The sequence below is a fragment of the Marinitoga aeolica genome, assembly GCF_029910535.1.
Classification (GTDB): domain Bacteria; phylum Thermotogota; class Thermotogae; order Petrotogales; family Petrotogaceae; genus Marinitoga; species Marinitoga aeolica.
On record NZ_CP069362.1, the window covers coordinates 2,287,777 to 2,310,437 of the forward strand.

The 22,661-nt window shown below is 29.1% G+C and carries 23 protein-coding genes; 14 read left to right on the forward strand and 9 right to left on the reverse strand.

Features of this window, described 5'->3' with window-relative positions; translation table 11 throughout:
* Position 1: 1 nt before the first annotated feature.
* Positions 2-568 (reverse strand): HD domain-containing protein, encoded by a 567-nt coding sequence (locus tag JRV97_RS10835; RefSeq protein WP_280998777.1) that lies wholly within the window; start codon positions 566-568, stop codon positions 2-4.
* Positions 562-1,335, reverse strand: a complete 774-nt coding sequence (locus tag JRV97_RS10840) for a TIGR00266 family protein (RefSeq protein ID WP_407081550.1) — start codon at positions 1,333-1,335, stop codon at positions 562-564. Before JRV97_RS10840 ends, JRV97_RS10835 begins: the two co-directional genes overlap by 7 nt.
* Before the next feature lie 124 nt (positions 1,336-1,459).
* Between JRV97_RS10840 and JRV97_RS10845 the strand changes: the two genes are divergently transcribed.
* Together JRV97_RS10845 and sfsA are read left to right on the forward strand one after the other, a co-directional pair.
* Entirely contained in the window at positions 1,460-3,043 is a 1,584-nt protein-coding gene (locus JRV97_RS10845; RefSeq protein WP_280998779.1) for a 4Fe-4S binding protein, read from the forward strand.
* A gap of 79 nt (positions 3,044-3,122) precedes the next feature.
* A complete protein-coding gene (sfsA, locus tag JRV97_RS10850) occupies positions 3,123-3,785 on the forward strand; it encodes a DNA/RNA nuclease SfsA (RefSeq protein WP_280998780.1) in 663 nt (220 codons plus the stop codon).
* On the opposite strand, the gene JRV97_RS10855 is transcribed toward sfsA, so the two are convergent.
* The 7 genes from JRV97_RS10855 to JRV97_RS10885 form a co-directional block, all read right to left on the reverse strand.
* A complete protein-coding gene (locus JRV97_RS10855; protein WP_280998781.1) occupies positions 3,786-4,226 on the reverse strand; it encodes an SRPBCC family protein in 441 nt (146 codons plus the stop codon).
* A gap of 21 nt (positions 4,227-4,247) precedes the next feature.
* On the reverse strand, positions 4,248-5,141 hold the full coding sequence (locus tag JRV97_RS10860; protein WP_280998783.1) for a hypothetical protein: 894 nt from the start codon (positions 5,139-5,141) through the stop codon (positions 4,248-4,250).
* A gap of 110 nt (positions 5,142-5,251) precedes the next feature.
* Positions 5,252-6,871, reverse strand: a complete 1,620-nt coding sequence (gene pruA / locus JRV97_RS10865; RefSeq protein WP_280998785.1) for an L-glutamate gamma-semialdehyde dehydrogenase — start codon at positions 6,869-6,871, stop codon at positions 5,252-5,254.
* Between the two features lie 14 nt (positions 6,872-6,885).
* On the reverse strand, positions 6,886-8,025 hold the full coding sequence (locus tag JRV97_RS10870) for an NAD(P)/FAD-dependent oxidoreductase (protein WP_280998787.1): 1,140 nt from the start codon (positions 8,023-8,025) through the stop codon (positions 6,886-6,888).
* A complete protein-coding gene (locus tag JRV97_RS10875; protein WP_280998788.1) occupies positions 8,015-8,293 on the reverse strand; it encodes a (2Fe-2S)-binding protein in 279 nt (92 codons plus the stop codon). The genes JRV97_RS10870 and JRV97_RS10875 overlap by 11 nt, the downstream gene beginning before the upstream one ends.
* A gap of 1 nt (position 8,294) precedes the next feature.
* A complete protein-coding gene (locus JRV97_RS10880) occupies positions 8,295-9,830 on the reverse strand; it encodes an FAD-dependent oxidoreductase (protein WP_280998789.1) in 1,536 nt (511 codons plus the stop codon).
* The gene (locus JRV97_RS10885) at positions 9,817-10,131 is read right to left on the reverse strand and encodes a (2Fe-2S)-binding protein (protein ID WP_280998790.1); all 315 of its coding nucleotides are present in this window, start codon (positions 10,129-10,131) and stop codon (positions 9,817-9,819) included. Before JRV97_RS10885 ends, JRV97_RS10880 begins: the two co-directional genes overlap by 14 nt.
* A gap of 229 nt (positions 10,132-10,360) precedes the next feature.
* Between JRV97_RS10885 and JRV97_RS10890 the strand changes: the two genes are divergently transcribed.
* The 12 genes from JRV97_RS10890 (at position 10,361) to JRV97_RS10945 (ending at position 22,619) form a co-directional block, all read left to right on the forward strand.
* Positions 10,361-10,948 carry an HD domain-containing protein gene (locus tag JRV97_RS10890; protein WP_280998791.1) on the forward strand — a complete coding sequence of 196 codons (588 nt, stop codon included), beginning with the start codon at positions 10,361-10,363 and terminating at the stop codon, positions 10,946-10,948.
* Positions 10,932-11,429, forward strand: a complete 498-nt coding sequence (locus JRV97_RS10895) for a transcription repressor NadR (RefSeq protein ID WP_280998792.1) — start codon at positions 10,932-10,934, stop codon at positions 11,427-11,429. Before JRV97_RS10890 ends, JRV97_RS10895 begins: the two co-directional genes overlap by 17 nt.
* A 16-nt stretch (positions 11,430-11,445) precedes the next feature.
* A complete protein-coding gene (ltaE, locus tag JRV97_RS10900; RefSeq protein WP_280998794.1) occupies positions 11,446-12,474 on the forward strand; it encodes a low-specificity L-threonine aldolase in 1,029 nt (342 codons plus the stop codon).
* Positions 12,475-12,494: 20 nt separating this feature from the next.
* The gene (locus tag JRV97_RS10905; protein ID WP_280998796.1) at positions 12,495-14,003 is read left to right on the forward strand and encodes a YifB family Mg chelatase-like AAA ATPase; all 1,509 of its coding nucleotides are present in this window, start codon (positions 12,495-12,497) and stop codon (positions 14,001-14,003) included.
* Positions 13,963-15,087, forward strand: coding sequence for a GNAT family N-acetyltransferase (locus JRV97_RS10910; protein WP_280998798.1), 1,125 nt, complete (start codon positions 13,963-13,965; stop codon positions 15,085-15,087). The genes JRV97_RS10905 and JRV97_RS10910 overlap by 41 nt, the downstream gene beginning before the upstream one ends.
* A gap of 344 nt (positions 15,088-15,431) precedes the next feature.
* The gene (locus tag JRV97_RS10915) at positions 15,432-15,935 is read left to right on the forward strand and encodes an NADH-quinone oxidoreductase subunit NuoE family protein (RefSeq protein WP_280998800.1); all 504 of its coding nucleotides are present in this window, start codon (positions 15,432-15,434) and stop codon (positions 15,933-15,935) included.
* Between the two features lie 12 nt (positions 15,936-15,947).
* Positions 15,948-16,346 carry a (2Fe-2S) ferredoxin domain-containing protein gene (locus JRV97_RS10920; protein ID WP_280998802.1) on the forward strand — a complete coding sequence of 133 codons (399 nt, stop codon included), beginning with the start codon at positions 15,948-15,950 and terminating at the stop codon, positions 16,344-16,346.
* A 13-nt stretch (positions 16,347-16,359) separates the two neighbouring features.
* Positions 16,360-18,150 (forward strand): NADH-quinone oxidoreductase subunit NuoF, encoded by a 1,791-nt coding sequence (gene nuoF / locus JRV97_RS10925; RefSeq protein WP_280998804.1) that lies wholly within the window; start codon positions 16,360-16,362, stop codon positions 18,148-18,150.
* Positions 18,151-18,165: 15 nt separating this feature from the next.
* Positions 18,166-19,899, forward strand: a complete 1,734-nt coding sequence (locus tag JRV97_RS10930; protein ID WP_280998806.1) for an NADH-dependent [FeFe] hydrogenase, group A6 — start codon at positions 18,166-18,168, stop codon at positions 19,897-19,899.
* 54 nt (positions 19,900-19,953) lie between these two features.
* The gene (locus tag JRV97_RS10935; RefSeq protein ID WP_280998808.1) at positions 19,954-20,379 is read left to right on the forward strand and encodes a hypothetical protein; all 426 of its coding nucleotides are present in this window, start codon (positions 19,954-19,956) and stop codon (positions 20,377-20,379) included.
* A 169-nt stretch (positions 20,380-20,548) separates the two neighbouring features.
* A complete protein-coding gene (locus JRV97_RS10940; RefSeq protein WP_280998810.1) occupies positions 20,549-20,893 on the forward strand; it encodes a ferritin family protein in 345 nt (114 codons plus the stop codon).
* Positions 20,894-20,993: 100 nt separating this feature from the next.
* On the forward strand, positions 20,994-22,619 hold the full coding sequence (locus tag JRV97_RS10945) for a putative manganese-dependent inorganic diphosphatase (protein ID WP_280998811.1): 1,626 nt from the start codon (positions 20,994-20,996) through the stop codon (positions 22,617-22,619).
* Positions 22,620-22,661 lie beyond the last annotated feature (42 nt).

Consider the following 22,661-nt stretch of genomic DNA (forward strand, 5'->3'; position numbering starts at 1 on the left):
TTCACCTATAGGTATTTTTTATTTCGTCTTTTATTCCGTTATAATATTCTTCTATAATTTTTATTTTTTCAAGTGCAATTTTTTTCCCAGTTTCAGTATTCATGCTTTCAGGAATTTTAAAAATTTTATTTTTTATATATTCTAAATGTTCTTCCAAAGATGTTCTTTTTTTATTCATTAATATTCTTGCTAATCCAGTATATCCTAATAAATCTAATTTATCAGCATCTATTAAAATATTAGCTTCTAAAATATCAGTCCTTTTTAATTTATGACTTGCAATACAAAATGCAACATCTGAAGAATTTTTATAATTATATTTATTTAAAAACTCTTCTGCTCTGTGCGCTCCTTCTAATGCATGGTCTTTTATTATTCCATCTACTTCATCTTTTTTAGATATATCATGTAAAAGAGCTGAATAGGTAATTATTTCAATGTTTCCTCCTTCTTTTTCTGCAATTTTCCTAGCATTATATGTAACTCTTTTAATATGACCTAAATCATGAGTTATATCAAGTTCAATATTATTTAAAAATTCGAATATTTTTTCTTCTATATCTACCATTTATTATCTCCTCCGAATAATCCTCCCAATAAACTGCCGCCTATACCATCTATTCCTTTAGTTTCACCTTGATTTTTAAATCGTGCAGCCGAATAAATCCTATCAGCAAGTCTAGAGAATGGTAAACTTTGTAAATATACTGTACCAGGACCAGTTAATCTAGTTAAAAAAATACCTTCTCCTCCAAATAAGGCGTTTTTAAAACCTCCTACAAACTGAATATCATAATCTATTGTGTTTGAAAAACCGACAACACAGCCAGTATCTACGCGTAATGATTCTCCAGGAAGTAAGTTTTTTTCAATAATCATACCTCCAGCATGGACAAAAGCTAAACCATCACCGATTAATCTTTCTAAAATAAATCCTTCACCACCAAATAATCCAGCACCAATTTTTTTAGTAAAGGCAATCTCAATATCTATTCCTGCTGCTGAACACAAATAACTATCTTTTTGACATATAAATTCCCCACCAAATTTGATTAAATCAATAGGAATTACTTTACCAGGATATGGTGCGCCAAATGCAACGTGTTTTTTCCCAGAGCCACTATTAATAAAATTTGTTATGAAAAAGCTTTCTCCTACAAACATTCGCTTTAAACCTTTGAAAAAACCACCACCAGTTGTTGTTTGCATTTCTATTCCATCTTCCATATACATCATCGCTCCTGCTTCAGCACGAACACCTTCCCCAGGATCTAATTCTATCTCCACTAATTGCATGTCATCACCTATTATTTTGTAATCAATAATATCGGCCATAATACACCCCCTTGAAATGGTATTTATATTTTCATTATATCATAAATTTAAATTCTAAGGAATTTTTAAGAAAAGAATGATATTATATCAACACTAATTTATATATAGATAAGGGGGCGAAAAAATGAAAAAAATGAGTTCTTTACAAAAATTACGGCTTTTTGTACAAATAGCTTTCGTCATTTTTGTCATTTATGTTAGTGTAGGACATTATTTAGTAGAAAATAATCCTGAATTAAACTTATTTGGGGTTGCAAGTCTTCATACTTTATGTCCTTATGGTGGTGTAGTAAATCTTTATACGTTTTTCTCGACAGGTGATTATGTAAGTAAATTACATCAATCAGTATTTATTATGTTATTTGCATTATTAGGATTATTATTATTTTCAGGAGCATCTTTTTGTGGATGGATATGTCCATTGGGTTCGGTTCAAGAATGGTTTGGGAAATTAGGTAAAACAATATTTAAAAAGAAATATAATAAAGTTCCTGTTAAACTCGATAAAATTTTAAGTTATTTAAAATATATCGTTTTAGCTATTATTATTATTCAAACTGCAAGAACAAGCAAATTAATATTTGAACCTTATGATCCATATTATAATCTTTTTAATATATGGACAGATGAAATTGCTATTACAGGTTATATCTCGGTTTTATTAACTCTTGGCTTATCATTATTTGTTGAAAGACCATTTTGTAGATATGCATGCCCTTTAGGAGCAATAAATGGACTTTTTAATTCATTTAGTATTTTCAATATAAAAAGAAAAAAAGAAACTTGTATAGATTGTGGATTGTGTGACAAGGCTTGCCCTGTTGGGATAGTTGTATCTAACAAAAATGCACTTAATAGTCCTCAATGTATAAGATGTATGAAATGTGTTGAAGCCTGTCCAGTGAATGACAGTGAAAAATTAACTTTACAAGTTAGACCGATATTATCTAAACCAGAAAAAAGCAAAAAGATACTTAACAAATGGACATATTCATTTATAGTATTATTTATATTTTTAGGTGTTATTTTATTTGCAAATGTAACGGGAAATTTTATTACTGAAAGAATAAAGACATATGAAGATATAAACGATATTAGAGGATCATCTACAATTCAGGAAATTATAGATCATTATCCGATATCTAAAGAAGAACTTTATAAATCTTTTGGTATTCCAAGAACAATAATAACAACTGCAAAATTAAAAGATTTATCTGAAATGATGGGATTGGATGAGGAATTAGAAATAGTTTCTCCAGAAAGTATCAGAACGTTTATGGGATACATAGATAAACCTATTTTAGAATTTGTTAATTACCTTGGAAAAGATATAAATGAAATAGAAGAGTTAAAATCAATAGATGGAATAGAAAATATGACAGTTAGAGATATTATAAAGAAAACTAAACCTGGGTTTATAGCATATTTAATTAGTGGATATTGGCCTGAACAAGAAGCAGCCATTGAAATAACGGAAGAATCAATAAACAATAGTGTTACTGATGAACATGAAACAACAGAATTCATAGTAAAAGGCAAAACAACATTAAAAGAAATAAAAGATAATATTGATGATTTTGATGCGTTTTTGAAGAATTTCAATATTTCAGAGAATGAAGATTTGAATATAGCATTGAAAGATTTAGCTGAAAAATACAATATATACATGGGAGATATAAAAACATATATTGAAGAGCATATAAAATAATTTATAAATATGATAAACTAGCCTTTTCTAAAGATTTAGAAAAGGCTAGTTTATATGTTATAATTGTTGTGGTGATAATATGAAAATTTATAGTATAGGGAAAACAATCAAAGGAATCTTTATAGAAAGACCAAATAGATATTTGGCTAAAATTAAAATAAATAATGAAATTGAAGATGTCCATGTTCATGATCCTGGGAGATTAAAAGAATTATTATATCCAGGAAACAATGTTTTTATTAAAAATGCGAATAATCCTAAAAGAAAAACAAAGTATGATTTAATTGCAGCAAAAAAGGGAAATGAATACGTTTTAGTAAATTCTATGTATCATAGATATATTGCCGAAAAAATACTAAAAGAAAAATATAAAGATTTAAAAGCTGAAGTAAAATATAACAATAGTAGAATAGATTTTTTAGCAGATAATAATATATGGATTGAAATAAAAGGCTGCACTTTGTCAAAAAATGATATTGCTTTGTTTCCAGATGCGCCAACCAAAAGAGGATTAAAACATTTATCTGAATTAATTGAATTAAAAAACATGGGCTATGAAACCCATGTATATTTTTTGATTTTTTCTAAAGCAAAATTTTTTTCTCCAAATTGGGAAACTGATCCGGAATTTTCAAAAAAATTAATAGAAGCAAAAAGAACTGGTGTAAAAATACATCCTTTATTATTTTCATATAAAAATAATATTATATACTTCGAAAAGGAAATTGATTTAAGGGAATAATCAAATAATGATTATTCCCTTTTCTATATATGTTTTCGCTAAAGTAATCATTTGTCCCCATCCTACAGCACACCCGTATTTGATACTTAACTCATTAATATCAAATATTTGAGTATAATCTAAAATTTTTATCCAAGTTCCTTCATCACCTTTTGTAAATTCTATATCAACTTTACTCCTATAACCATTTTCATATTCATACCACCAAAACGATATTTTCTTTTTATCTATAATATCAACAATATATCCTGTATCTTTTACAACTTCACCTAAAGTTAATCTTTCCCATCTGAAATATATTTTTCCATTAGGGATTAATTCCATTTTCATCCCATCTGTAAACCATGGATCCCAACCATTCTTATTAACAAAAGTTTCCCATACTTTTTCAATAGGTGCTTTAAAAAATTCCATTACTTCAATAGGGGGAGTATCTAACATAAAATCACCTCTTAAAAAACTTTATATTATTCCAAGATATTCATATATTTTTTCTGAAGTAACCTCTAAATTCCAATCATCTTTTATAATTTGGTTAAGTATGTCTTTGCCATTTTTAAATTCTAATTCTTTGATGAAATTGGCATAAATTTCAGGAGTTATTTTATACATTTTTTCTAATTCCTCAAAGGTAAAATTAGTATTTTTAATATTTTGTGGATCAAACATACATTTTTGCGGCATTAATGGACAAGTTACTTTTTCTCTTTCTTTACCAAATTCAAATAACATACCACATTTAGCACAATAATATTTTCCAATCTTCATCTCACCAAAAATATTTATAAAATCTATTGTAATATTTTTATCCAATTGAAGAAGATCTTTTAAATAATTTACACTGTCGATTACTATATTTTTTAGTATTTCTTTATTTTCCCATACTTTTTCTGGATCCATAATTATAAAAGCTACCTCTTTATTATTTATTCTTTGAGCGGTTTCGCATCCACTTAAAATAATTATAAAACTTTTTATGGTTTGAATAGGTTGATTTGCATAGTTTATATTCCAATCATTTAAGAATTTAATATAAGCTTTTGCAAAAGCTTTCCCTAATTCATCAACAGATTTAATTAATTTTGACATAAATTTTTGAGGTAATTTTGGATAATATAATCCAAATTTTTCTATAGCTTCGGGAGATTCTGCAGACAAATTTTCTACAGCAATTGGTGTATTAATACACATATTTGTCATATAAGGACATTTAGGTTCGTTTAATCTAAAAAACTTTTTACATGTAGCACACCAATACCTATTCGAAGTTGATTTCATACCTTCTGGTAAAGATTTTAATTTTTCCTGAATCATCATCATTTTTGACATATTGTTCATATTCATATTATTTTTCACATTATCCCTCCCTATATAGGTAGTTTTTTGTATTATAATATACGAATATTACAAAATCCTTACTAAAAAAATTAAGCCACCTTAAGGTGGCTTTGGAGAATAATATAAAATTATTTCATAAATGGATATGTATAATCTTCAGGTGGGTTAAAGTTTTCTTTTATAGATCTTGCTGATGTCCATCTTAATAGATTCAAATAACTTCCTGCTTTATCATTTGTACCAGAGCCTCTTGAGCCTCCAAATGGTTGTTGATCTACAACAGCACCTGTTGGTTTATCATTAATATAAAAGTTACCTGCTGCATGAACTAATATTTTTTCAGCTTTTCTTATAGCTTCTCTATCTTGCGCAAAAATAGAACCGGTTAATCCATATGGAGAAGTTTGATCACATAATTTTAAAACCTCTTCATATTTATCATCATCATATATATATAATGTTAAAACAGGGCCAAAAATTTCTTCTTCCATTGTTTTGAAATGTGGATCATCAGTTAAAACTATTGTTGGTTTAATATAATAACCTACAGAATCATCATATTCTCCACCAACAAGGATTTTTGCATTTTCTCTTGCATATTCTATATATCCTGTTATTTTTTTGAATGCAGCTTTATCTATCACAGCATTAACAAAATTCGAAAAGTCTGTAGGAGCTCCCATTTTTAGATTTTTTGTGGTTTCAATCAATTCATCTTTTATATCTTCCCATACAGTTTTTGAAATATATGCTCTTGATGCTGCAGAACATTTTTGCCCTTGATATTCAAAAGCACCTCTTATTAATGCAGTAATAAGAGCTTTTCTATTTGCCGTATGATGAGCAATAACAAAATCTTTTCCACCAGTTTCTCCCACGATTCTAGGGTAAGATTTATAATTTCTAATATTTTTACCAATAGATTCCCACATTGAATTAAATGTATTAACTGAACCCGTAAAATGAACACCACCAAAATTAGGATCTGAAAATACTATCTCTCCAACTTTAGAACCAGGACCTGGAATAAAGTTTATTACACCATCAGGTAATCCTGCTTCTTGAAGCAATTTCATTATATGATATGCAGTATATACTGCTGAAGAAGCAGGTTTCCATAAAACAACATTTCCCATAATAGCTGGAGCTGTTGGTAGATTCCCAGAAATAGAAGCAAAATTAAATGGAGGTACAGCAAAAATAAAGCCATCTAAAGCTCTATATTCCATTCTGTTTAAAATACCTTTTGAAGATTGTGGTTGTTCTGTATAAATTTTAGTTGCATAATATGAATTAAACCTAAAGAAATCTATTAATTCACATGCAGAATCGATTTCTGCTTGGAAAACGTTTTTCCCTAAATCAAGCATTGCTGCAGCATTTAATGTGCTTCTCCAAGTAGTTGATAATAATTCAGCAGCTTTTAAAAATATAGATATCCTATCAATATATGAATAATTTTCCCATTCTTCTTTTGCTTTTATAGCCGCATCGATAGCCATTTTAATTTCCTTTTCTCCTGCCATATGATAATGGGCAAGTATATGATTGTGATCATGGGGCATTACACATTTCCCTAAATTACCAGTTTTTATTTCCTTTCCTCCAATTATTAATGGAATTTCAATTTCTTTAGAGGATAATTCCCCCAATTTTTCTTTTAATTCTTCTCTCTCTTTTGAACCAGGTGCATAAGATAAAATAGGTTCGTTTTTTGGCCTTTCCATCACAAAAATACTATTAAACATACCATATCCCTCCCTTAAACTACTGATGGTTCTTTAATAATTTCATTGCGTTTAAATCTGCCAATATCTAAAACTACATCCCAAGATAATTTTTTTTCCAAAATAATATCTTTCATCAAAATGCCTACTGCAGGTGCCAGCATAAATCCATGACCACTAAATCCTATTGCTAAATAAAAACCTTCAATTTCCTCACATTTGCTAACAATGGGTTGATGATCAGGAGACATATTATAATATCCAGCCCATTGACGCACAACTCTTAAATTTTTGGTAGGTGGTAGTAAGCGAGTTACTTTTTGAGCCATACTTTCTAAAAACTGCCAACTACTTCTCAAACTTGTTGTTCTTTCTTTCGGACCATATCCCATAATAAATGAACCATGGGGAGTTTGTTGGCAATATATGTTATATGAAAATGACATAACCATTGGCCCAAGTATTTCATTGACAGGTTCTGTAGCTAAAATTTCATGTCTCTCAGAGTAAACAGGTAAATCAATCCCAACCATTTTTCCAATATTCTGGGACCATCCACCAGCGGCATTAACCACTTTTTCTGTTTCTATAAATCCATGATTTGTATACACACCTTTTATTCTTCCATTTTTTACTAAAATGTCCAATACCTCTACTCCTTTATTTATCTCCACACCTAAATTTTCAGCAGCTTTAGCATAAGCTATAGTTGTTAAAAACGGATTAGCATGACCATCTTTTTCATAATAAGCTGCACCTAATAAGTTGTCAGTATTTAAAAATGGCACTATATTTTTTGCTTCATCTGGAGTTAATAATTTTGAATTTATCCCAAGCGAATTTTGTAATTGAACATTTTTCTGAAATTGATTCCATTCTTTTTCGGTGAAAGCTAATAAAAGATATCCTTTTTGCTTGAATTCAATATCGATGTCTATATTTAATTCATCTTTTATATTTTCAAAGATTTTCACACTTTCTCTTGCTAATATACAGTTTTGTTTTGTCCCCCACTGTTGTCTAACTCCTGCTCCACATCTTCCTGTAGCGCCATAAGCTAAATATTTTCTTTCTAATAAAACTATATCTTTGACACCAGCTTTCGCTAGATTATAGGCTATAGAAACACCTGTAATACCTCCACCAATAACAACTATTGAAGCTTTATTCTTCATTACTTTCACCTACAATCTCTTTAAAGAATAATCCTCCAAAAGGTGGTCTATTACTTGGTTTATATACTTCTTCTATTGGCTTACCTGTTATTTTTGAAATTTCTCTCGCAATAATTGGGCCGCATGTTTTTCCCTGGCAAGGTCCCATTCCTGCCCTTGAAACCCTTTTTATTTCCTCAACAGTGGTATAACCTTCATGAATTAAATCTCTAATTTCTTTTAATGTGATATCTTCACATCGACAGACAATAATTTTTTCTTCATCCATATTATATCACCACCCTTATGTGGCGTGCATTATTAATATTTTCTTTTGAAACTTTTACTTCTATTAAATTGGTTTTATCTTTCATTTTTCTAACGTTCAACACTATATTTTTTTCTAAGAAATTACCTTCTCTATCCATGATTTCAACCATTTCACCTTTTTCGGGCACAGGTAAAAATTCATAAGGTAATAATACACTTTCTTTTTTCTTATCCACTACAAAAATAGCTAATCCAGGACAAACAGCTACGCAATTTCCACAACCTATACATTTTTTTTCATCTAATTTTGGTATCCCATTCAATGAATCCATTGATATAGCATTAGTTGGACAACTTGCAACACATGGGTTACATGGTATATTTTGAAAACACTCCATTATTGCGAATCTATTACTATCTTTTGGAATAATATTCTCTATCATTTCTTTTTCAGGAACACCTGTCCTATGTAACTTTCCTAAATCTTTTTGTGAATCAACAATAAAATCTTTATATAAATTTAATTTTTTTAAACCACTTACTACTTTTGATGAAGTTTTTCTTAGTTCCTTTAAATGTTCCTTAATTTCATTAATTCTTTTATCAAAAGTATTGGTTATTTCATATGATGCGTATAAACCTGCTAGTTCTCCTTCAAGCATTGCAGCGGTTGCTTCTTCTATTCCAGAAGAATCACCAGCTACAAAAACATTTTCTACAGTTGTTTTCATATTTTCATCTCTTACAGGTACATATCCACCTAATTCTGGTATATATTTCATTTTACAATTAATTTGATTCAAGATATCAGAAAGTGGCATTAATCCAGTAGCCAAACATATTACATCACAAGATATTTCTTTTTTTTCTTTAGTTTCAACATTCTCAATTATAGCTCCTTTAACTTTTCTATCACCTAAAGCTTTAACTATAGTATGTTTTGTATATATTGGTATTCCCAATCTTCTTACTTTTGAAGCATGAACTAAATATCCACCTATTTTTTCTGAAATTTCTACAATACCTTTTACTTTAACTCCCACTTGAGCAAGTTGATAAGATACTATTAATCCGATATTTCCTGAACCAATCATCAATATTTCTTTTCCTGGTAATATTCCATACACGTTCATTAATGTTTGTACAGCCCCGGCACCAAACACGCCAGGTAAATCATTATTTTCAAATGGTAATGATTTTTCAAATGCTCCAGTTGCTATAATAATTTTCTTTGGCTTAAATTTTTCCATTTTCTCTTTAACTAAAGCAGTAACAACACCATCTTCATAATATCCAAGAACCATAGAATTCAAAAATACATCGATTTTATCTTTATTATTAACTTCATTAATTAATTTTTGTGCAATATATATTCCTCTTGTTCCAGCTGATTCATCTTTTGAACCAAAGAATTTATGTGTTTGCTTAACTAATTGACCCCCTAAAATTTCTTTTTCTTCAAATAAAGCTACTTTTAAATTTAATTTAGCAGCTGCCAATGCTGAACTTATTCCTGCAGGCCCTCCTCCAATTATTAAAATATCATAGTTTTTCAATTAAATCACCCTTTGGTAGTTGTTTTCTAACTTGTATACCTTCTTTAACTGGAGTTATACAAATTCTTGTATTTGGAACACCGTCAACTTCCATTAAACATGAAGAACAATGACCTATAGCACAAAACAGTCCTCTTGGTCTTCCAGTTTTTAATCCTTCTCTATATTCCCAAATTCCAAGTGCATGCAATGCTGCGGCTATAGTTTCTCCTTCATATCCCCAAACTTCCTGATTTTCAAAAAAAAACTTTACTTTTTTTCCTTTTTTAAAATCTAAAATTGGATGTTCTTGAATTCTCAATATATCCCCCCCTATGAAAAAAGTTTCATTAGTATTATACAATATATGTTAACATATATAAACTAAAAAAGACATTATTTTTACTTAGTATTACGAATTAATTAACCGTAATTTCTTATAACTCATTATTTTCAAACAGGAAAACTTTTATTAATTTATATAGATTTTCATCTTTTTAAAATCATATGTTATAATTAAAATAAATTTAAATTAGAATGTAGGGAAATATATGGATTACATAGGTATAGTCTTTAATTATATAAAAAAATTGGAATATGATCATACTCATGATATTGGGCATATTTTAAGAGTGACCAAAACCTCTGAACTCATTGCTATTAAAGAAAATGCAGATGTTGAAGTTGTAGTTTTATCAGCTCTTTTGCATGATATAGCACGACCAGATGAATTAAAAGGAATAATAAAGGATCATGCTTTAGAGGGGGCGGTAAGAGCCGAAGCTTATCTGAAAAGCATTAATTACTCAAAATACAAAGATGTTTCGTATTGTATTAAAACGCATAGATTTAGCAATAATATAATTCCAAAAACATTAGAAGCTAAAATTTTACAAGATGCAGATAAATTAGATGCGTTAGGATATATTGGAATTTCCAGGGTTTTTATGCATAGAAATGGTGGCAACCTAGACGAAAGAATTAAACATTTTTATGAAAAAATTTTAAAATTAAAAGATTTAATGTATACAGATACTGCAAAAAAGCTTGCGAATGAAAAAGCAAAAATTGTAGAAAGTTTTGTTAATGGTTTGGAAAAAGAATTATATTATGAGGTGTATCATGGAAAAGAAAAATAAGATATTAAGAATATTAATGGATTCTGAAGAGCCTATAAAAGGAAAAGTATTAGCAGAAAAAATCGGCGTAAGCAGACAAATGATCATTCAGTATATTTCAAAATTAAAAACTGAAGGACATAAAATAGCTTCTACAAGAGATGGTTATATATTAGAAAGAGAAAAAGGCATCAGAAAAATGATAGCAGTAAAACATTCTTCTAATGAAATTGAGGATGAACTCTTTTCTATTGTTAATGCTGGCGGAACAGTTTTAGATGTTATTGTAGAACATCCTTTATATGGCGAAATAAAAGGAAGAATAGATGTAAAAACTGTAAATGATGTAATAAAATTTATGAGCCTATTAAAAACTACACATGCTACTCCTTTATTGGAATTATCAGAAGGAATACATATTCACACAATAGAAGTTAAAGATGAAAAAACTTTTGAGGAAGTAAAAAAAGCAATAAAAAAATATTTGATATTAGATTTATAATAAATGGGGGGATAATATGAAATTTATCGACTTAAGAAGTGATACTGTTACCGAACCAACTGAAGAAATGAGAAAAGCCATGTGTGAAGCAGAAGTTGGAGATGATGTATATGATGAAGATCCTACTATAAAGAAATTGGAAAGTATGGCTGCAGAAATTCTTGGTAAGGAAGCAGGACTTTTTGTTCCAAGTGGAACATTTGGTAATCAATTATCTATTTTTTCCCATTGCGAAAGAGGCAATGAGGTAATTGTCGGAGATGATTGTCATATCGTTCAACATGAAGCTGGAGCTTCTTCAATTATTGCTGGAGTTCAATTAAGAACTATAAAATCAGATAGAGGTGCCTTACCTCCAGAAGAAGTTGAAAGCAAAATCAGAAAAATAGAAGATATTCATTTTCCAAAAACCGGATTAATTTGTCTTGAAAATGCCCATTCTAATGGTAGAGTTATACCTTTATCAAATTTTGATAAAATAAGAAAAATTGCTGACAAATATAATGTTCCAATACATTTAGATGGTGCAAGAATATTTAATGCTGCCACTACCTTAGATGTTGATCCAAAAGAAATTGCAAAATATGCTGATTCTATAAGTTTTTGTTTATCAAAAGGATTATGTGCTCCAGTGGGGTCTATTGTTGTAGGTAATAAAGAATTTATTGATGAAGCTAAAAAAAGAAGAAAAATAATGGGTGGTGGAATGAGGCAAGCTGGAATTTTAGCTGCTGCGGGAATAGTTGCATTGGAAAAAATGAGATTTAGATTACATGAAGATCATGAAAACGCAAAATATTTAGCTGAAAAATTAAGTAATTTTGATTTTATAGAAATTATTGAAAAAGTAGAAATCAATATGGTATTTTTCAAAATTAATAAAGAATTTAAAGATGAAGATTTTATTTCATTCATGAAAGATAATGGTATAAAAATAAATCCACCAGAAGAAGGAATATATAGATTTGTTACGCATTATTGGATAAAAAAATCTGATATTGATAAAACAATAAAGATTATAGAAGAATTTTTTACTAAATTATAATGCAGTAAAGGGGGATTGGGGTGAAATATTCCAGAGTAAATAGCGCATATGTTTCTGGATTTGAAGTAAAAAATATAATAGTTGAAGTTGATATAAATTCAAAAGCTACACAACAAATTTTTAAAATAGTCGGAATGCCAAATACTGCGATTTTAGAAAGCCAAAAAAGAGTTTATAGTGCTATTAGGAATTCTGGGTTTACTTTTCCAAACGGTAATGTAACAGTTAATCTAGCTCCAAGTAATATAAAAAAGCAAGGGACACACTTTGATTTACCAATTGCAATTTCTATCTTACTAGCATCAAAACAAATCTCTTATGAAATAGATGATTATTATATCTTTGGCGAAATAGGGTTAAATGGTGAAATAAGAGGAATTCCAGGTATAACATTATTATTATTAGATATATCCCATAAAAACAAAAATGCTAAATTCATAATACCAAAAGAAAATGAAGAAGAGTCTATATTTATTGAAAATAATGAAGTTTATGTGATAGAAAATTTAGTAGAAATAATAAAAATTCTTCATCCAAATGAAAAAGAAAATTATAAAGCAAATCCCACTAAAAATTTTTATGAAGAAAAAGAAGAACAACTGGATTTTTCAGAAATAAAAGGGCAATTTTTTGCTAAAAGAGCAGCTGAAATTGCAGCAGCAGGATTTCATAATTTATTAATGACAGGAAGTCCAGGATCTGGAAAAACAATGATAGCCAGAAGAATACCTTCTATTCTTCCTGAAATGACACATGATGAAATTATAGAATCAACAAAAATTTATTCCATATATGGTTATTTAAATAAAATAGTTAATAAAAGACCATTTAGAGCACCTCATCATTCTGCATCAACTGCTTCTATAATTGGTGGTGGAAGTGATTCTAAACCTGGAGAAGTAAGTTTGGCAAATAATGGAGTATTATTTTTAGATGAATTTCCGGAGTTTAGAACAGATGTAATAGAAGCTTTAAGACAACCAATGGAAGATGGTATTGTGACAATTTCTAGAGCAAAATTAATAGCAACTTATCCTGCAAAGTTTATGTTAGTTGCTGCACAAAATCCGTGTCCATGTGGTTATTATGGTGATCCAGAACATGAATGTACGTGTTCACTAAATCAGATAACTAATTATAATAAGAAAATTTCAGGTCCAATCAGTGATAGAATAGACATTAAAATAAAAGTTCCAAGAGTAAAAATAGATGAAATGTTTGACAATTCACCAGGGGAAAAATCAGAAAAAATAAGAGAAAGAGTAGAAAATGCAAGTATAATACAAATAAAAAGACAAGGGAAATTAAATGGAAAACTCTCTCAAAAAGAGGTAAAAAAATATATAATATTAGAAGAAAAAGTTGAAGAATTTTTGAAAAATGGAGCAAGAAAATTTAAAATGACAGGTAGAGGTATAAATAGAATATTAAAAGTTTCGAGAACAATAGCTGATTTAAAAGGGAATACCGATATTTCTATAGAAGATATTGCAGAAGCATTTCAATTCAGGGGGGATAGTAATTTATAAAAATCGTTTAGGAGATTTATTTTTTAAAGTAAAAAGTGAATCTGAGTTTAGAGAAATTTTAGAATCTATTATAAAAATACCAAAGAGATATGTATACTTCTTTTCAGAAGTAAAGAATGAATTTTATTATATGAATGATATTGGAGAATTATACATTTTTAGAGCGAAAAAAGAAAAAGAAAAAATTAAATCGTTTGTAGATTTTTATCCAGATAATAAATTGATTTATTCTATATTAAAACTTGCCCAAAAATCTCTTATACCTTTTACAATATGGGATTTAATAAATTTTTATAAAAAAGGATATAAGATCAGATATTTAGAACAAAATAATGAAATAATTTCCCTGTATATATTAAAAGATAATATAGTTGAATTTACATTTTTTGATGTGGAAAATATTAATTTAATGATTCAAATGTTAAATGATATTTCAAATTTTGTTGATGATGAATTTATTATTATAGTATATTCCAATCAAAAAAATTTTAAAAATTTATTATTAAATAAGAATTATTCAGGAGAGAAAAAATTTACCTTATATAGGTTAGATAGTGCAGGTATTTTCATAACTATGCCTAATAAAAATGATACAATAAATATAATAGAATTTTATGAGCGGGTTTTGCAAAACAACAAAACTTTAGCTACGCAATTAAGTGAATTTGATAAAACTACAAAGGATTTTGAAAAAATTATAGATCTTTCAAAAAATCTATTTGGCTTAAGAGTTTTGGTTGCAAAATATAATGACAAAATAATAGGCAATTGTGATATATATTGGAATATCCAAAGAAAAAGATTAGAAAGAACTGCAAAATTAGGTATAAGTGTACTCGAAGAATTTAGAAACATTGGTATTGCAACAACAATGATGAATAATCATATAACCTGGTGCATAGAAAATCCTAATATACATAGATTGGAATTAGAAGTATTTTCTAATAATTCTAAAGCAATTTCATTATATGAAAAGTTAGGATTTATTAAAGAAGGTAAAAGAAGAGAAGCTGCATATATTGGAAAAGAATATTATGATATTATATTTATGGGGATTATTACTGAACCTGTAAATTTTTTTTAAAGATTGTGAAGAAAGCGAAATAAAAAGCAAAGAAAAAATTTATTATTAATCTAAAAGTAGTTTTATATGGCTTGTTTTACGTAAAGTTAATGTTTTCTTTTCGTATTCGTTATATTTCACATATTAAATTAAATCATAATATACTATAATAAATATGAAAAAATTTTCATTTTAATATGTTTTTGTGAGATTGTGAAAAAAGTATCTAAATCGGATAAATATTATCGTATTTAAAATTCAATTAAACTTTTTTTAATATAGTTTGTGAAAAAAATATCTATATATTCAATATATATAATTTTTGTATATAGAATAAAAATATCATTTGTCAAGGAGGGAACGGAATGTCCGTAGAACTTGAAACTAAATTTAAGCAGGTAGAAGAATATATTGATTCATTGAATTTAGAAGGTAAAGACAAAGTAACCAAAAGGAGTTATCTTATTCATGTTTTACATAAAGCTCAAGAAATAATTGGTTACTTGCCTATTGAAGTTCAAAAAATCATTGCTAAAAAATTAGATGTTCATGCATCTGATGTATATGGAGTAGTTACCTTCTATAACTTTTTTAGTATGAAACCAAAAGGGAAATATCCTATTAATATTTGTTTAGGAACTGCATGTTATGTCAGGGGTTCTGGAGATATTTTAGAAGAATTTAAAAAACAACTCGGAATCAAAGAAAATGAAACAACTGAAGACGGATTATTTAGTATTCATGCTGTAAGATGCGTAGGAGCTTGTGGATTAGCACCAGTTGTTATGATTGGTGACGAAGTTCATGGAAGACTCACTACTAAAGATGTAAAAAGATTAATAAAAGAATATAGAGAAAAGGATAAATAAGGAGGGAATTTTATGCCTAAAATTAAAAGTTTGGAAGATTTATTAAAACAAAAAGAAGCTGCTAAAAATAAATTATTTTTGAGAAAAGTTGCCGATAAAGAAAATGTTATTACATTAAAAGTTGCCATGGGAACATGTGGAATTGCAGCAGGTGCGAAAGAAACTTTTGAAAAATTAATGGAAACTATAGAGGAAAAAGGTTTAGATAATATCAGAGTTATTCAAACAGGTTGTATGGGCTATTGTCATGCCGAACCAACTGTGGAAGTTAATGAACCAGGAAAAGAACCGATATTATATGGAAAAATAAAAGGAGATAAAGCTAGAGAATTGATAGAAAAGCATATTTTAAATGGAGAGTTATTGCAAGATTCGATTATAGGGGAAACTCACAAATCAATTAACGAGTAAGGAGGGAATAAAAATGTCATCATATAAATATCATGTTTTAATATGTGGCGGTACGGGATGTACCTCTTCAAAGAGTGAGTTAATAAAAGACAATATGGAAAAATTGGTAAAAGAAAATGGATTGGAAAATGATGTACAAATAGTTAGAACAGGTTGTTTTGGCTTTTGTGAACAAGGACCTATAGTTAAATTTTTACCCGATAATACTTTTTATGTTAGAGTTAAACCAGAGGATGCAGAAGAATTAGTAAATGAACATATAATAAAAGGTAGAAAAGTACAAAGATTATTATATGTAGAACCAACTGAAAAAGAAAAAATTGATGAATCTAAAAAGATGCCTTTTTATAAAAAACAAATAAGAGTTGCATTAAGAAATGCTGGTTTAATTAATCCAGATGATATTGACGAATATATAGCAAATGATGGTTATCAAGCATTAGCTAAAGCATTATCAATGACTCCAGAAGAAGTTGTTGAGGAAATAAGAGAATCAGGATTAAGAGGTAGAGGTGGAGGTGGATTTCCAACAGGATTAAAATGGGGATTTGCTCAAAAAGCTAAAGGAGAGATAAAATATGTAGTATGTAATGCTGATGAAGGTGATCCTGGAGCTTTTATGGATAGATCGGTTTTAGAAGGAGATCCACATTCTGTAATAGAAGGTATGGCGATAGCTGCTTATGCTATTGGAGCAAATCAAGGGTATGTTTATATAAGAGCTGAATATCCATTAGCTGTTAAAAGATTAAAAAATGCAATAAAACAGGCGAAAGAATATGGGTTATTAGGAGAAAATATATTTGGAACAAACTTTTCATTTGACTTAGAAATTAGATTGGGAGCTGGAGCTTTTGTGTGTGGAGAGGAAACTGCATTATTAGCTTCTATAGAAGGTTATAGAGGTGAGCCAAGAACAAAACCACCGTTTCCAGCAAATAAAGGATTGTGGGGAAAACCAACTATTATTAATAATGTTGAGACATTTGCAAATATAGCTCCAATAATGTTAAAAGGAGCAAAGTGGTTCAGAAGCTTAGGAACAGAAAAATCACCAGGAACAAAAGTATTTGCCTTAGCCGGTAAAGTTAATAATGTTGGTCTTGTAGAAGTTCCTATGGGAACAACATTAAGAGAAGTAATATTCGATATAGGTGGAGGAATTAGAGATAATAAAAAATTCAAGGCTGTTCAAACTGGTGGGCCATCTGGAGGATGTATCCCAGCTGAATATTTAGATACACCGATAGATTTTGACACTTTAACTGCTTTAGGATCTATGATGGGTTCTGGTGGTATGATTGTTATGGACGAAAATACCTGTATGCCAGATGTTGCAAAATTTTATCTTGAATTTTCTGTAGAAGAATCATGTGGTAAATGTACCCCATGTAGAATAGGAAATGTAAGATTATTAGAAATACTTGATAAAATTACATCTGGTAGAGCAACAATGGAAGATTTAGAAAGAATGGAAATTTTAGGAAAAACTATAAAAGATTCTGCATTATGTGGTTTAGGACAAACATCACCTAACCCAATATTATCTACAATGCATTATTTTAAAGATGAATATAAAGCTCACGTATTGGATAAAACATGTCCAGCAGGTGTATGTAAGAATTTAATTACATATAAAATCGATAAAGATAAATGTGTGGGTTGTACAGCGTGTGCAAGAGTTTGTCCTGTTGAAGCTATTAGCGGATCAATTAAAAATCCTCATGAAATAGATCAAGAAGTATGTATCAAATGCGGCGCTTGTTATGCAACATGTAGATTTGGTGCTATTGAAAAGATATAGGAAGGAGGAAGAAATATGCCAAAAATTACTATAAATTGTAAGGAAGTTGAAGTACCAGAAAATTATACAGTTTTAGATGCTGTAAAATCAATAGGAGGTTATGTTCCTACTTTATGTTACATGAAATTGGATGATATCGGAATAGAAAATAAACCTGCTTCATGTAGAGTATGTATGGTTGAAATAGAAGGTAGAAGAAATTTAGCACCTGCATGTGCAACTCCTGTTGCAGATGGTTTGGTTATTAAGACTCATTCAAGAAGAGCAATTCAAGCAAGAAGAACTGCAGTTCAGTTATTATTATCTGATCATCCCCAAGACTGTTTAAAATGTCCTAAAAATGGAGAATGTGAATTACAGGACTTAGCAGCAGAATTAAATATTCATAATAATCCATATTTTGGAAAAATGTCTGTACATAAAAAAGATATATCTGCAGCAATAATTAGGGATCCAAATAAATGTGTTATGTGCCGAAGATGTGAGACAATGTGTAATGAATTTCAAACAGTAGGTGTATTATCAGCAGTGGATAGAGGTTTTGACGCTGTTGTAAAACCAACCTTTGATTGGTCTTTAGAAAGCACTGCTTGTACTTTCTGTGGTCAATGTGTTGCTGTATGTCCAACTGGTGCATTGGTTGAAAGATCATATATAGATCAAGTATGGGATGTAATAGAAGATCCTAAAAAACATGTAGTTGTTCAAACAGCCCCTGCAGTTAGGGTTGCGATTGGTGAAGAATTCGGATATGAACCAGGAACTATTTCAACAGGAAAATTAGTTGCTGCATTAAGGGTTTTAGGCTTTGATAAGGTTTTTGATACTAACTTTGCTGCCGATTTAACAATCATGGAAGAAGCTTCAGAATTCAAAGAAAGATTAGAAAATGGTGGATATTTACCTATGTTAACAAGTTGTTGTCCAGGATGGGTTAAATTCCTAGAACATCAATTCCCGAATTTATTGGAAATGCCTTCTTCTGCAAAATCGCCACAACAAATGTTTGGTGCAATTGCTAAAACATATTATGCTCAAAAAGCTGGTATAGATCCTAAAGATATTGTTGTCGTTTCAATAATGCCATGTTTAGCAAAAAAATATGAAGCAAATAGAGAAGAATTAAGAGATTCTGGGTATCAAGATGTTGATTATGTAATTACAACAAGAGAATTGGCAGACATGATTAGAGAATCTGGTATTAACTTCCAAAATTTACCAGAAGAAGAATATGATAGTCCATTAGGTGAATCAACAGGTGCTGCTGATATATTTGGTAGAACCGGTGGTGTTGCTGAAGCTGCTTTAAGAACTGCTTATGAATGGATTACCGGTGAAGAACTTAAAAATGTAGATTTTGAAGCGGTTAGAGGTTATGAAGGTGTAAGAATAGCTGAAGTTGATATAAAAGGAACAACTGTTAGAGTAGGTATAGCTCACGGATTAGGTAATGTAAGAAAATTATTAGAAGATATTCAGGAAGGAAAAATAGAAGTACACATGATTGAAGTAATGGCATGTCCTGGCGGCTGTGTTGGTGGTGGAGGACAACCTTATCATCATGGAGACTTCAATATAATTAAAAAGAGAACTGAGGCAATAAATAAAATTGATAGAAATAAGCCTATTAGAAAATCACATGAAAATCCTGCAATTAAGAAAATCTATGAAGAATTTTTAGGAAAACCATTAAGCGAAAAGTCACATCACTTGTTACATACGGAATACTTTGAAAGAGAATGGTTATGATATAATTAAGGCGGGTTCTCCCGCCTTAATCTATATAATAGAAGGAGGAATTTCATGTATACATATGGATTGATTTTAATTGTTGAAAATGAAAACGAAGCATATATTGAAGCATCTAAAAGAGCTGGAAGATATGGTGACCATAATGTTTCTTCATGTATTAATTATTCCAAAGAAAAAAAATTATTTGAAGAAACAGTAAGAGAAATGATTTCTATGTATGATGGATTAAAAAAAGCTTCAGAAAATATGATTGTAAGATTTGAAGGAAAAGTTCCTGAAGATGATTTTATATTGAATCAATTAAAAGAAAATATAAGAAGATATGAAAATGGTTCATATGCTTACCCAGAAGAATGGAGATTAGTTTATCATGACGGAAATGAATTTGAACATATAGATGATTATAAATATTTTGAAGAAATAATAAATAAAAATAATCCTGATAATATTTATTTATTTATTATAGATATACCATGATGGCTTTTAGCCATCATTTTTTATTTATTTGTGATATAATTTTAACCGGGAGATGATGACGTAACTCAATTATGGAATACAACACCAAGTGCTACAAAACATATAAATTTAACTAAAAAAGCAAGTATAACAATTTTACTTGGTGAAAATGAATAAAGGAGGGGATGGCATGCCTGAATTTGCAAATCCATTTTCTGGATTAAAAAATGATAAAAAATTAAGTAAAGAAGAACTAATCAGAGCTATAAGATTTTTTATTTCAGCTGAATATGAAGCCGTTCAAATGTATATGCAGTTAGCAGAATCTATAGATAATGAACTAGCTAAAGAAGTGCTAACAGATATTGCAAATGAAGAAAGAGTTCATGCAGGTGAATTTTTAAGATTATTAAAAGAATTAGATCCTGAAGAAGAAAAATATTATGAAGAAGGTGCAAAAGAGGTTGAGGAAGAGCTAAAAAAGCTGGAAAAAGAAAGAAAATTCAATAGAGAATTAAAAAAATTTGAAGAATAACTAATAATAAATCGACATCTTAATTGATGTCGATTTATTATTTGAAAATATATTTATTTATGATATAATATCTCCGTTAAATTAAAATTGGAGGGGAAATATGAAAGGAAAAGTTTATGTTATTGGACATAAAAGACCTGATACAGATAGTATTGCTTCAGCTATTTCATATGCGTATTTAAAAAATCAACTTGATAATGAAAATCATTATGTACCTTATAGATTGGGAGAAATAAATCCTGAAAGTAGTTTTGTTTTAAAACGTTTCAACATTCCACAACCAGAATTTTTAGATCATGTTTATATTCAAGTAAAAGATGTAATGGTTGAAGAAGTTATTGTTGCTGATAAAGAATCGACAATATATGAAATAGGAAATACTATGCTTGAAAAACATGTGAAAAGTATTCCTATTGTAGATAAAAATAAAAAACTTATAGGATTATTAACAGAAAGAGAATTAGCCAGAAATTTTTTACAGGAAATACAAAACTTTACTCTGGAAGAAAATCCTCCTAAAGTAAAAGACATAATAAAAACAATGAATGGGAAATTGATAGTTGGAGATGAAAATAAAAATTTAAAAGGATGTCCTATAATTGGTGCAATGACATCAAATGAAGTAAAAAGATATGTAAAAAAGGATGATGTGTTAATTACTGGAAATAGAAAAGATGTTCAAAAAATAGCTATTGAAAAAGAAGTAAGTTGTTTAATTATAACCGGTGGCTTTATTCCAGATGAAGAGATCGTTCAACTTGCAGAAAATAAAAAAATCCCTATAGTTATTTCCCCTCATCCTACTTATGTAACAGGTAGATTATTACGATTAAGTACTCATGTTGAGAGGATTATGGAAAGAAATCCACTCACAATACATCCTGACGAAATATTAAAAGATTTTGAAGAAGATTTGATGCAGGATAAAAAAGGTATTGCCATAGTTATAGATGGAGATGGAATAGTAAAAGGAATTCTTACCAGACATGATTTAATTAGACCAAAACCTAAAAAAGTAATACTGGTTGATCACTCTGAGAAATCACAAACTGTAAATGGAATAGAAGAAGCAGAAATATTAGAAATTGTTGATCATCACAGGTTGGGAGGACTAGAAACAGGATTACCTATTACTGCCCATATAAGGCCAGTAGGTTCTACAAATACTATTATTTGGGATTTATATAAAAAAAATAATATTAAACCTCCAAAAGAGATTGCTGGATTAATGTTGTCAGCAATATTATCAGATACAATGATATTAAAATCCCCTACTACAACTCTCGAAGATGAAAAAGTGGTTAATGAAATTGCAAAATACTTAGAAATAGATCCTATAGAATATGGAATAGAAATGTATAGGGCAAAAACTAACCTTGAAGGTTTTTCTGAAAAAGAAATATTAACTCTTGATCTTAAAGAATCAAGGGTTTCCCGGGGAAGAATTGCAGTTTCTCAAATTGAAGTTATTGCTTCAGAAGAGTTATTAACAAAAAAGGATGAAATTCTTAAAAGTATGAAAAAAATGGCAAAAGAAAGAAATTATATATTATTCCTTTTTTTATTGACCGATGTATTGAAAGAGGGATCTTATATTTTCGTCGCTGGACAACACAAATTAGCAGAAAAAATATTTAAATGTAAATTTGAAAGAAATATTCCTTTTTTAAAAGGTGTAGTGTCTAGAAAAAAACAGGTGATGCCATTAATATTTAGAAATATTTAATACTGATAAAAAAAGTCTTCATTTAAAAAGCTGTAAAGATAC